At 47.4% G+C, this 12,872-nt stretch carries 8 protein-coding genes and 1 tRNA gene; 5 read left to right on the forward strand and 4 right to left on the reverse strand.

The features are described from left to right. Nucleotides 1-16: 16 nt before the first annotated feature. Complete coding sequence (locus CUC55_RS20600) at nucleotides 17-799, forward strand: ATP-binding cassette domain-containing protein (RefSeq protein WP_067644695.1); 783 nt, start codon at nucleotides 17-19, stop codon at nucleotides 797-799. A gap of 78 nt (nucleotides 800-877) precedes the next feature. Here the strand turns inward: CUC55_RS20600 and CUC55_RS20605 are convergent, their stop codons facing one another. After that, nucleotides 878-1,387, reverse strand: a complete 510-nt coding sequence (locus CUC55_RS20605) for a MarR family winged helix-turn-helix transcriptional regulator (protein WP_082760150.1) — start codon at nucleotides 1,385-1,387, stop codon at nucleotides 878-880. A 448-nt stretch (nucleotides 1,388-1,835) separates the two neighbouring features. Here CUC55_RS20605 and CUC55_RS20610 point away from each other — a divergent pair. Both CUC55_RS20610 and CUC55_RS23430 read left to right on the forward strand, forming a co-directional pair. Next, nucleotides 1,836-1,912: transfer RNA gene (locus tag CUC55_RS20610), tRNA-Arg, on the forward strand. A 415-nt stretch (nucleotides 1,913-2,327) separates the two neighbouring features. Beyond that, nucleotides 2,328-3,596, forward strand: coding sequence for a DUF6538 domain-containing protein (locus CUC55_RS23430; protein ID WP_342587820.1), 1,269 nt, complete (start codon nucleotides 2,328-2,330; stop codon nucleotides 3,594-3,596). A 389-nt stretch (nucleotides 3,597-3,985) separates the two neighbouring features. Here the strand turns inward: CUC55_RS23430 and CUC55_RS20620 are convergent, their stop codons facing one another. Both CUC55_RS20620 and CUC55_RS20625 read right to left on the reverse strand, forming a co-directional pair. Beyond that, a complete protein-coding gene (locus tag CUC55_RS20620) occupies nucleotides 3,986-4,369 on the reverse strand; it encodes a hypothetical protein (RefSeq protein ID WP_157940988.1) in 384 nt (127 codons plus the stop codon). A gap of 162 nt (nucleotides 4,370-4,531) precedes the next feature. Then, nucleotides 4,532-5,215: an HNH endonuclease gene (locus CUC55_RS20625; protein WP_067644686.1), complete on the reverse strand. Its 684-nt coding sequence runs from the start codon at nucleotides 5,213-5,215 to the stop codon at nucleotides 4,532-4,534. A gap of 1,164 nt (nucleotides 5,216-6,379) precedes the next feature. Here CUC55_RS20625 and CUC55_RS20630 point away from each other — a divergent pair. Then, the gene (locus CUC55_RS20630; protein WP_067644684.1) at nucleotides 6,380-7,858 is read left to right on the forward strand and encodes a KAP family P-loop NTPase fold protein; all 1,479 of its coding nucleotides are present in this window, start codon (nucleotides 6,380-6,382) and stop codon (nucleotides 7,856-7,858) included. Between the two features lie 1,755 nt (nucleotides 7,859-9,613). Here CUC55_RS20630 and CUC55_RS20645 read toward each other — a convergent pair. After that, nucleotides 9,614-10,165, reverse strand: coding sequence for a recombinase family protein (locus tag CUC55_RS20645; RefSeq protein WP_067644674.1), 552 nt, complete (start codon nucleotides 10,163-10,165; stop codon nucleotides 9,614-9,616). 1,241 nt (nucleotides 10,166-11,406) lie between these two features. On the opposite strand from CUC55_RS20645, the gene CUC55_RS20655 reads away from it, so the two are divergent. Then, nucleotides 11,407-11,658 carry a hypothetical protein gene (locus CUC55_RS20655; RefSeq protein WP_067644668.1) on the forward strand — a complete coding sequence of 84 codons (252 nt, stop codon included), beginning with the start codon at nucleotides 11,407-11,409 and terminating at the stop codon, nucleotides 11,656-11,658. Nucleotides 11,659-12,872 lie beyond the last annotated feature (1,214 nt).

The following is a 12,872-nucleotide window of genomic DNA, read 5'->3' on the forward strand; positions in this document are numbered from 1 at the left end:
AAGAGGAGTTTCCGATATGACGGACCAATCCACTCCGCTTGTGGAAATGCGCAATATTTCCATCTCTTTCGGCGGCATTCACGCGGTGGAAAACGCTTCGGTCGACCTCCACTCTGGTGAGGTTGTGGCGCTGCTGGGACACAACGGCGCAGGCAAATCGACACTGATCAAGATTCTCTCGGGCGCCTATCGCCGTGATGGCGGCGAAATCCTGATCAACGGTGAGGACGTCGATATTCGTAATCCGCGCGATGCAAAGAAATACGGCATCGAGACAATCTACCAGACGCTGGCCGTGGCAGATAATGTCGACGCTGCCGCCAATCTCTATCTGGGTCGCGAGTTACGCACCCCCTGGGGCACGCTGGATGATGTGGCCATGGAAGCCTCCGCTCGCGAAGTGATGGGCCGCCTCAACCCCAACTTCAAGCGGTTCAAGGAGCCGGTGAAAGCGCTTTCCGGCGGCCAGCGTCAATCGGTCGCCATTGCCCGCGCTATCCTCTTCGACGCCCGCATTCTCATCATGGATGAGCCCACAGCGGCATTGGGTCCGCAGGAAACCGCTCAGGTTGGCGATCTCGTCAAGGAATTGAAGAAAGAGGGCATCGGCATTTTTCTGATCAGCCATGACATCCACGATGTCTTCGACCTTGCTGACCGTGTTTTCGTCATGAAGAACGGCAAAGTGGTTGGCCATGCCAGAACGCAGGATGTTACCAAGGACGAAGTGCTCGGCATGATCATTCTTGGCAAAGTACCGCCAGGCGCAACGGCAGGTCCCGGCGCGATGAAAATGTGAGAGTACTACAAGCAATTAAAAAGGTGCGACAGAGCCGCACCTTTTTACATTCGCATCGAAGTCAGAACAGGCCGCTGCTCAGTCCTGAATACGACGAAGAAGGCCAATCAACTGGTCCCGCGCTTTTTCGCCACCGAGACGATCAATCAGCTTGGCTTCATGACGTTTCCATATTTCGGAAATCTCCTCCAGAACGGAACGTCCTTCGTCAGTCATTTCAATATAGTGGACACGCCGGTCAGAATCGGAACGGCGCCTTTGCAGAAGCCCCTTGTCCTCCAGACCATCGATAATGGCGACGAAATTGGCACGCTGAATACCGAGCGCTTCTGCAACATCGCTCTGCTTCAGACCCGTGTTGTTAGCAACGACGATCAATACTGAAAAATCAGCCGGCCGGAGCCCGAACTCGAACAGGCTCTCGTTAAAATCACTTACAACCGATAGCTGAGCGCGTCTGAGACGGTAAACAACAGCCTCGGACAAAATCGAATAGTCGATTTCACCCTTGGAAACCAATGGAACGTCATTGGCCTTCACATAGGTAATTTTACCCCTGCCATGCTCGAATGCGAGACCTACCGTCATATCCGTCCCCTTGTTGATTCGTCGTGATAATCGTTAAATTACCCAATTACGTTTATTAGAACAAGGTTTAATAATAGATAAAGCAAAGGCATAAAGTTTTCCCCGTGAATAATCATTGTCATCTCAAGTTAGCGCAAACATAGTGCTGGTTGCACAGCAGTGTTCTGGCTCAACAACCTTTTTATGAAGAATCCGTATCTCAAGCGGGAAGGAAAATAATTTAGGCGCGGATCAAACGAAAAAGGATGAAATTGTCAAAAAAGCTCAGGATTTTCAACGCGATGATTTTTATCGTGCAATTCTTGAGTGAGNAAAAACGATATTTAGATTAAAATTACTGTGCAACCGCCACTTCGAAGAACCGCGTCTCAATTTTACGCATTGATGCGAAAGACAAGCTAGGCTAAGAACCAATCGCTGCCAGATGCGATTCATCGCACATACGGATGCACCCGTAGCTCAGCTGGATAGAGTGTTGGATTCCGATTCCAAAGGTCACAGGTTCGAATCCTGTCGGGTGCGCCATAAAATGCAACAAAATCAAACACTTAGCTCAATAACAGCAGATTTAGCCCTGTTTTACTACGAAAACTGCTACGAACTTTCCGTTCCAGCAGTAATCGCGCCTTCGCGCCTCGCTGTCTTCACCACAGCCAAAATATTTCCAGTCCAATCAGACACCTAACCTAAGTTGTTTTGAAAACATATTTCGGNTTTCGATGTACGTCTGAAATTATTTACTAAAAACTTCGTATTTTTAGTTGACAGTAAAGTTTAGACAAGTANTTTATAGGCATCACCAAGGAACGAAAAATACTTTCTGNTTTCCTTGAGACAAACCCGAAATATTTTCAAAACAAAATTCACGCCGATGCCTGTTGGGACCGGCTGTTGCTATCTATTATGAAGGAAATTTAATATGGAGAAAAATTGTAGTCTTATGCAGAGGGGTAAGGTTTACTACCTACGCATTTGTGTTCCCCGAATACATCAAAGCCGTTTGGGTAGAGAAATATGGNAAAGCTTGAAAACGTCCAATCGCGATGTCGCGCATGNTTTATCGGGCAAATACATTAGCGAATACCACGCCAATATCGAAGCAATCGGATTGGGCGGCGACGACCTTACGTATTTGAAAGCCCAAGAAAGCGCGAAAGCCATTGGCGTCGATTACCTGCCAGCGGAAAAACTGAAACAGCAAAACGCTTCTGAACTCCTCACAACATTGATCAGGTCTTTGTCCTCACTCGAATCGGTGAAGAATCCAGATGAGGCGCATGTGGCAGTCGTTGGGGGAGCAATTCCAGAGCAATTGAGCCTCGACGACATGCTGACCCGATACAAGAAGTTGGCTGGCGCGAAATGGCTGGACCTTGACGAACGGGCACGTGACAAGAAGTGGAACCGCTATGCCAACCCCGTGCAAGATTTTAAAGACACCATGGGTGACATGGACGTGCTGGACATCAAGCCAAAGCATGCTTTCGACTACGCCATTAAACTAGGCGAGCGCATAAAGCGTGGAGAAATCAAAAGCGAGACCGCGAAGAAAAAGCTGCTCTTCTTGTCCGCGATGGTCAGAAAGGTTTTCCAATCTAACTTTCCTGATCGTGCGAACCCGTTCGAACATGCCTCCATCGACTATGAGGGCGACAAGGAAACTCGCAAGCCCTTTACGGAAACTGAAATCGCTGCGGTGACGGAGCGCCTTCAAAACTGCGATGCGAACGACGAATTGATAGCGATTCTTCAGATCGCGCAGAATACAGGCGCTCATGCCAAGGAGATTGTACTCGCATCGGCAAACGACATCGTTTTGGATGCTCCAATCCCATTCATTCGAATAGGCGTCAACGAGAACCGCAAGAAGTTGAAGACCGGTGGTGCCAGACACCGCGACATACCGCTTGTAGGGGTTGCGCTAGAGGCTGCAAAGCGTCATCCGAACGGTTTCCCTCGCTACTGCCGTTCAGGCGGCTCCGAAGCTCTCTCTTCCGCTGCCAACAAGATCATCAAATCGGTCGCACCGGGCAAGACAACGTACTCGTTCAGGCATCGGCTGTTTGATCTTTTGAGAGATGCAGATGGCATTGAAGACAGCCTTCTCAAGGCGATTGTCGGTCACAACGGTGGCATGACTGCTGGCTATGGCACTGGCTTCACCCTTGAGAAGAAAGCAGCCGCTTTATTGAAAGCCCTCCCCGCATAATAAACTTCAACCCCCAACCAACATATGACTTCGTGTGACGGCACTAGCCAACTTTAGATTATGAAAGAAAGTCATATCCGAGAGGATATGAATTGNAACTAAAAGGAAAGACTTACCACGACTTGATGATGGATATAGCCCTGCAACAACACTTTTTGAAGCAGTATGACAGGCTTATAATCCAACCATTGAAGCAAGCAGGATATTTAGAAGCCGCACTTATTCACGCTGGACTTCGGAAACGCATTATCACCGAATTTGAACTATTAAATTGAAAGGAAAAAATATGGCAACTGTGAAAATTGCAGTCGTAACCGCCAACTACGAAGAATTTAGACATAAGACATTCCGTGGCTATGTCGTGAACGAAGTTGTTCTTCAAGACAACGCTACTCCTTCGCCTTCTCTCTGATGCGGCTTTTGATTTGGTCCGATTTCGCACCGACTTGTCGTCTTGTCTTGATTAAGCTCGCGACGAAGTTGACGAACCAGTTCTCGACATAACTTCTGTAAAAATACACTGCGGCAAGAGCCAACAACAAAGGTACAGCAAAATACGCGAGGATGAGAACGCTTTCCCCGAAGGCTTCCAATCTTTCCCAAAGCACGAACCTCTGATGAAATTTTTCCCGACACGCGATTGCGATCTCTCCAGACAAACCCGCGCACTTCTTCGATACGTAGTCTTGTGCCGCCAACATGCCGTCAGCGATTGACTGCATCTGTTGTTGGGACAACGGCTCATCGGTGTACGTCTGAAGCAGTTGTGGCATCGGGGTCACCATTGAGTTGAGTATATGAAAATTTATATTACGATAAATTGCTACGGAAAGAAACGACCGGTCAACAACGGTCAAACTCCAAGCCCGTAGCTTCTCTCCTGAACTACGGGCTTTTTGCCGTTTGTCGATATCTATCAAAGATTTCTTACTGCGTTACCCCTGTATCTTGAGCAGCGCCTTCGCTTCGGAAACCATCACCCAATTTCCGGAAACTAACACGAGGCGGTGCAGCAGCCGGTGACAACAAGCACACAACAGCGCGACATCATCCTTTCTGGTCGTCCGTTCGCCGTTTGACATCGGGGCGCTTGAATGGTGGGCTTCAAACAGGGCATCCCGAAGTCCTGCGCTAAGATGCTCTCCAGTAGTTTCACAGATGTCGCAGAATAGCCCGGCGCGTCCTCGTGAGCGCAGTAACTTCTTACGCACTCCAGCCGCTCGCTCGGTAAAAAGATGGGATCTCAAAATCTTTCTACCTTCTGTGAATTCCCAGTCTTCTTCTGAAGCGGGAATATCGTCCGCTACTACGAACTGCCATCGGTTTACTACTCTGGCACCCCATCCCTGCGCCGATGGCACAAAGCGGAGGTTTAGCAACTCCCCACTTCGCGTTTTATCCTTGAGATAATTGTTTAGAACGTTCGCAGGCGAATAGAAGTTACCGCTTCCTTTGCCGCCCGGACCCCATTTTTCAACGAATGGTGCCCACACATCAGGAGCACTCGCTTCAAGTAGGCGTTGGAATTCCTGCGTCGTGAAAGTTCCGGAAAGCCGACCTCTAATGTCGTCCCAAACCCCATCAAGTAGATCGAAATACAGCCTCGTTCGTGTCGTCATTGNCCCCCCTCTAGTTGTGCTCAAGGGGTTTACAATACAACTTATTGACGAACAGTAAGCGCCTTGGAGACAAGCGAAGCCATGGGCGTTTGGCTTATGCGTCAAAAAGCTGAAAATCCCAATATCATTGATGATCAAACGGGAGACCGGTCATGAAACATAAGACAATCAGCGCAGAAATGCGTAAGCTGAGTCGAACAATTCTGGAAAAGCTGGCGGATATCGAAAACGCTCAATAGGCNAAATAGCTGACGTTTGCGGTTAATTGGTCCACTTTTGATGCCAAGCCAATTTTGTTCTCGTTTTGTAAGTTGACGATCCATGCCGTCTTCGGCAGATTGCGCAGCAGCCAGCAGCAGCACCTTCANTTTATTTTTAAATGGAAAGGTGCGCCCTCATGGATCAACTCTCAGTAAAACTCTTCATTCTTGAAGCTTCGGCAAACGGGGCTATGTCCGTTTGCTTTGTCTTCATCCTCGCACTGATTGTTCTAGGCATCGTCTGGAAGCGAAGTTGATCCGTCTTGTGGATGCGGTGGCTCAAAGCCTTGCAAATTGTTAAAAAAATGTAAACAGCAAGAAGCTGTTAATACTATATGTAGTATCCATGTGTAGAATTCGATCAATATAAGAGTGGCGGAAACTCTTGTCGCATTGAAGGACGCTTGGAAATGGAACAGCAACTATCTCTGAAAATCTGGTTTTTTGAAGCAAGCGGATCAGGTTCGTTTGCGCTATCGATAATGCTCTTTCTGTCACTGGCGATCATAGGGCTGGCTTTTCTCCGGATGCGGTAATGCGAGTTCTCCACCGTACTCCACAGGTCCAACGCACCAAATCTGGTGGTTAATAAAAGCTTTCAAACTAGGTCTTGACCCGGTTATCGCAAATCAGCACAGTGCGCAGCAGTCAGCAGCACCTTTATTTGATTTTTAAATGAAAAGGTGCGCCCAATGCCCAAAATCACAATAAAATTCTTAGGAATGGAAGTCTCTGCCCAAGGCGTATTGTCCGTTGTGCTTGCGTCCATCATTGCGTTGGCAGCGCTGGCAGTTATCTGGGCATATCTCGACAAACGACCACTTCCATTTCGGAATGATATTGCAAGCCGCTCTCAACCCGTGATTTAGTTTGCGTTGGGTAAAGTAAGCAGTGGGTTGGTAGAATGTCGTATTGGGTCAAGAACGAAGACAAGCTTGGGCGGGCTGAAGAGTCTGCGTACATCATCAAATTCTTACAGCAACGTGTTGCCGAACGGATTGAGCGTGGCAAGACCGGCTCGTACGTCCTGAATATTGATGCGACTTGGGGTGAAGGCAAAACCTTCTTCATGAAGGGACTGTTTGCTGACCTGAAAGAAGCCGGTCATCCTGCGATTATGATCGACGCTTGGCGTGATGATTTTTCAGATGACCCATTGACGGCTGTTGTTGCCGAATTCGATAATTTTCTGAACACATTCAAATCCTCAAACCGGACGATTACGACGAAGGTCAAAGCAGCCGGTAAAGAATTTCGACGCAATGTTGGGAAGCTATCATTACTGACAGCTAGAGGCCTCGCGAAACGCGCGGCTACTTATGTTGTTGGAGAAGCAGCCGAAGAGGTTGTGCAGGCTGCGAAAGAATTGGTCTCAGGTGACATTGAATCGATTGTCGATGATGCTACCGGTGCCGTTGTCAATTTCACGGATGCAAAGATCGATAAATTCGCAGAAAGAAAACTGGCGCAATTCAATGAGGCNAAAACCAGTCTCGATAATTTTCAAACCAGTTTAGGCAAAGCGGTCGAAGCACTAACTGTCAAGGATTTCAAACCTCCGTTCTTCATTTTAGTTGATGAGCTTGACCGCTGCCGACCAACGTACGCCATTGAGATGTTGGAGCGAATTAAGCACCTTTTCGAAGTGGAGAACGTGGTTTTTATTCTCGCAACCGATACGAAGCAATTAGCCAATTCTATCAAAGCAGTTTACGGAAGCGAGTTCGATAGCAGGCATTATCTGGCAAGGTTCTTTGATCGAACTTATATGCTCCCCGCTCCAGACCGGATCGAAATGGTAAAATATCTTATTAGCACATCTGCTATGATTGCGGATAAAAGGGATATTTCTCTCGATATTGATGAAGCAACATTCATTGCAGAAATCGGGATGCAATTCGGTTTGGAGATACGCCAAATTGAAAAAGCGGTGGATTTGCTATCGGTCATCTGCTCGACATGGAACGAACAGGTTCCGGTTGAGACAACGTTGATATTCCCGATGATTGTTGCNTTTCTGAAAGGAAACACGCTCGACACGCCGGAACAGATTAACGAAGTTTACCGAACTAAACTTGCCAACAATTCGATGAGACCCCGTGAAGTAAGCGGACGAAATATACAAGAATTTTTTAATGTGATCAGTAGGTTCACCCGAAGCTCACTAGCGGATGCGGTACGCTCGAAAAAGGAACTTCACGACACGGCTCAATGGAACTCGACAAGTTTTGTATCGCAGGTCGCGTATGAAACCATGGAAAGAGAACACAGGACTAACGGGCGAAGGAATAGAAGACCGCTGCTGGCTTCATATCCGTCTCGTGTGAAAATGGCAGGCAGATTTGTTCAGTCTGACACTGATTTAAATCAGACGATGCAATGATTATAGCCACTCATTGGTGACGACCGCATGAAAAAGATTTGGAACGGTATCAATTGGCTCATACTTGCAGGAGTCATCACCGCAGGCTACCTCGGCATTTTCCTTTGGTGGATTGGCTATGATAGAATCGCGCGCTACCCAGCTAATAATTCTCTGAATGAGGTTGGTGACTTCATTGCTGGTTTCTTTTCACCGCTTGCCTTCATTTGGCTCGTCGCTGCCGTGCTTACACAGCGCCAGGAGCTGACCGATACTCGCGATCAGTTTGCTGAAAATCAGAAGGTTGTCGATGCGCAGTTGAAAACGATAAACGAGCAAAGCGGGCTACTTCAGCAACAGCATACCTTGGCAGAAGAGACCGCGAAGAGGACTTATCGACTGAGCCTGTTCCAAGAACGCTACAAAATCTACGAAGAGTTCATTGCCTTCGGTAAACAGCACGAAGCTTCAAAATACGATGACGCATATCTAGAAATGGTCGATTTGACGCACAAAGCGTCATTCGTATTTGGGAGAGACGTGCACGAATANTTTGGTGAGATCGCCCAAGTCATTTATGAGCTCGAGCAACTTAGAGATGCGCATACGACGTATCAAAGCGACGGAGCGGGAAATCGGACTGCCATTATTAAGAGCCAAGATGCAGCAGAGAGCATAGGTCAGACCGAAAGTTGGCTTTGGGAACAATTTTTTCTTCCTGAAGAAAGGAAAGACAAATTCTTCGCGTCGTTACGAATTAGCGATGAGTGATTTTTGAGGAAAGAAGCCATGAGCACGAAGTCTGCCAGATCGNAAACAGAAGATGCCGATCAGCCAGCAAAGCTGCCGTTTTGCGGGATCATCATGCCTATTGCCGCTATGGGGCAATATGNAAAGTCTCATTGGGATCGCGTTCGCATTATTCTCGATGAAGCAATTGCAAATGCTGGCTATACGCCACGCTTAGTCAGCGAAAGCGAAGATATCGGTGTGATCCACGCTCGCATTGTTCAAAACCTCTATGATGATGCAATTGTCGTGTGTGATGTCAGTGGCAAGAATGCCAACGTTATGTTTGAACTTGGGTTACGATTGGCATTTGACNAACCAACTATCGTCATCAAGGACGATCAAACGGCGTACTCNTTTGATACATCGCCAATCGAACACATATCCTATCGAGCCGATCTACGCTTCGATGATGTCCGTGACTTTGGNAAAAAGGTCGCTGCCGCCATCAAAGCAAGCGTCGCGAAGAAGAGAGAGGATGCTTCCTACTCGCCTTTTCTTGGTCATTTTGGCAAGTTCAAGGTCACTGGCTTGGAAACAAAGGAAGTCAGTTCTGAACGCTATATCATCGAACAATTACAATCATTGCAGGGTGAGATCAGCCGCTTGAGCTCTCGGCTCCCTAATAGCAATCCTCCACCGCAGAACCGCAAGGATATGCTAGTAACAGCGGCGATGGCGAAAAACTTAGCCAGTTCCCTTGTGCAATTCGAAAATTTCGATCTCTCCTCCGATATTGATGTATCGCGGTTTATCGACAGGGTACACGAAGAGGTGAAGGACCGTGGTATCAACATCTCTCAAGACGTGTTGAATAAGATTATCGTAGCGGTGGTGCAGGAGACGAAACCCAAACCAATGGAATCGGCAAGCCTGTTTTAAGCGCCTGACCACATTACTCGCACGCCAGCCGAGACCTGCCACATTTTCAGCAAAAATCGCCCAAAAGTATGACGTTTCATTATTGTTGAACAATCCACGATCAATTCAGCCCTTTTCGCCAAGATACCGATAGACAGTTGCTCTGCCGATGCCGAGTGTCTTGGCGATCTCTGTTGCGCCTTTGCCAGCGGTAACTAGCTCATTGATCTTGCCGCCATCCACACTGGCTTTCCTGCCCTTATAGACGCCTTCCTTCTTTGCCTTGGCAATTCCTTCCAGTTGGCGCTCCTTTCGAATAGCTGTTTCAAACTCAGCGAAGACGCCAAGCATTTGTAGGAAGGCTCTTCCGGCTGGAGTGCTGGTATCGATTGGCTGTTCGGTTGCCTTGAGCGAGACGCCTCGTTCCTCCAGACGTTTCACGATAGCTGCCAGATCGCCAATGGAGCGGGCTAGACGGTCGATACGGGTAATGATGATGGTGTCACCCTTCCGAACGAAATCAAGCAATCTAGAAAGCTCTTCTCTGCCTTCTATTGTGGTGCCGCTTCTCTTCTCTTTCAGAATGAGCGTTGCCCCGGCTGATCGAAGGGCCTCTTCCTGAATGGTCAAATCCTGATCGACTGAAGACACTCTGGCATATCCGTAGATGACCGACATCTGACTTCCCTTGTATCANTTGGTTCTAGACGTTTGAGTCATACCGTCTCGTAAGGCTAAAATAAACCCTAATGAGACGCGAAAAGTGTCTCATCCAATTGTCTTGCTACGGTTTACCCAAATGACGCAGTCACTGAAGTAAATATCCGTCTTGAGGTCACCTTTATCGGACTGTTAATGTCGGACCGGTGTTCAGTTGTTTGGGATTGTCTGTCTCCGGGCTATGCCGTGTAATGCTCCGACAAAGCGTCTCGCGAAATCGTATACTGAGACCCAAGTTCGAAATAGAAGAAGAATAAATGTCAAATTATTCAATAATTTAGTTGAATATATTGACGAAATTTGTTATTATAGAATTCTTCCGTGGCATCACTTCTATGTAAAGTTTGAATCGCGACAGAAGAAAAACTCAACTAAATAAGAAGTGACCGANTTTCGGCAATCAGGGGTCCGCTCACTAGAGCGATCTTGATTTTCTTTATTTAACTTTCACATGCGCCTCTCAATGATTGGCGCAATTAGATTTATATCGCCTATTAACAGAGAAAGATGACAAACGATAAAACAAAAGAATGGGTTCTAGATAATATTATCCATAAAGCNAAATTCGATATACTAAATTCAGACAATCAAGACGAGCACAGACTACNAAATTATATTACAGATAATTCGTTCATTATTACAGTACAGCTAAGAAATTACGGTGGTTATCACAACATTATCGAAGGGCAGCGCAGAGTTGAACGAGCATTTGGGAGATATCACGCTTCAACACTAAGACCTCAATGCCTTAAAACTGGGAAAGTGACGCGACGGAACAAAAAACTACAGCCAATGGCTTTCACAGCTTTCGATATCGAAGGAAGTCGTGAAAATGGTTTTCACATCAATTCGCTTTATCCTCATGCTCATGGAGCCATCTTGTTTCATGAAAGAACACTTGGGAATTTCCAAGACAATAATCGCAGGTTTCTTACCCCAGAGGGCGGATATAAGATTACTAATCCAACAGCCGATATTTCATTGATAGACTTTAAGCCGGTGCACAGCCTCTGCGACCTCGATCAATTTTTGGGCTATTCGCTGAAACTTGAACGGCACTTGAGAGATAATCGAACAAATTATGCTCCGTTCAATTTCTACCCGGCGTCGTCAATCGATTTTCCGTTTTGGAGCCGCTTTGGTGACCAACTATGATCGAGAGCTGAGGTCGCCAGTTTATCTCACCATTAGGAAGACGAATGAAATCAAATGGTTTTGGAAGTTTCAAACAAAAGATCGTTGTTCACATCGATCAAGGTCTCGCCTTGCCATTCGAAAACCATAGTAGCTTTGCCAACACAGGTACGATTGACGGACGCCACACTTTCGTTTGGTCGAGACTTTCAACCCGAAAAGGTGACGATGAGGGTGCCACTTCGCATCTCTCATCCGTATTCAAAGACATTCCAGAGAACGCTTGGCACATCGACTGGGGAAATTCACAATATTGATCTCGGAAGCAAGCGAGTTTCATCCCGTCGCCTCTGGCAAGAACGTGCAATTNNCCCCCCCCCGCGATGCCATTCTGAAAAGCTCATCTAAAGCGAGGGTCTTGAGGAACGATGAGCCCCCCGCCCGTATTTTTCTGCCCAACAACTTCGCGCTTCTTCAGTCTCGCGTTTTCGATACCGGGTGGNAAAATCGATGCGAGCTTTTGGCATGCCTTCCAGTGCTGATAATTCATATCTTTCATCCCCGTCAGAATAACAGCCATTGTAAACAACGCGTTCATCTCGTGCGCTTTCCGAGACACGGCTTGCTTATCAATCCTTGGGTCACGCTTTAAAATTTCCGCCTCATCCTTCAGGAAATCTGTTTCAGCTTTCTCCATCACTTGTTGTGACAAATAAATTGGAGATTGATTTTCTCTGGCTTTGAAGCAAGCACGGATCGAGTCGTATCCCTCATAAAGGTCCAGCAAAGCTGCGACATTGATATTGTCGTATTCGGTCATCCCCACATTCGGGGCGGCGTTGAGGGGCTGTCCCTTATCTGTCGGTGTTGTGAGGCGTTCAGTGTCAGCTCGTTTGTTTGCTGAAGCGAACGCATCGTTTGTGCCGCTCATTTCTCGTTTGTTTTCGAAAGCGCGGATATTTTCGTCAATTTCTTCATAGCAAGCATCTGAATTACCAATCGGATGCTTCGCTAACGATTCCCAGGTTCTTCCGTCGAATGTCATAGACCCAAGTGTGCATTGATCGCCATCTCGCCACGTTGCGATCAGAAGCCGACTGCGCGCGCTGTGCTTTATCGTCACCGGTCCAGATTCTTCACCACCATACGGAAAACGGAACTGCTGACCGGTCTTCAGATCACTCACAAAGGTAATCGAACAACTTGACCCGCAGCCGACTTGCGTAATCGCATATTGACCGGCGAAATTGACGCCCGCCTTCATGCCGTTGGAAATGCGAGTACGAAAAGTGGCAAAGTCGCGATCCCTTCCTTTGAAATCGGGAAGCCTGATTGGACCCTTGTGGATTTTCGACACGGGAAATCGATCCATCGACAGNAATGGTAGATCAGCACCCGAAACGACTTCGGCATCGTCCGCTTCCGACATACCCTCGTTGTCGGTAGCTTCTTCCTGAGCAACGGCGCGCTCATCCCAAAGCTCAGACATAAGGTCGTACTTTCGATCTAACTCGTCAGCGCTCAAGATTTT

Origin of the sequence: Agrobacterium bohemicum (genome assembly GCF_002896715.1) — a bacterium.
Taxonomy (GTDB): Bacteria; Pseudomonadota; Alphaproteobacteria; order Rhizobiales; family Rhizobiaceae; genus Agrobacterium; species Agrobacterium bohemicum.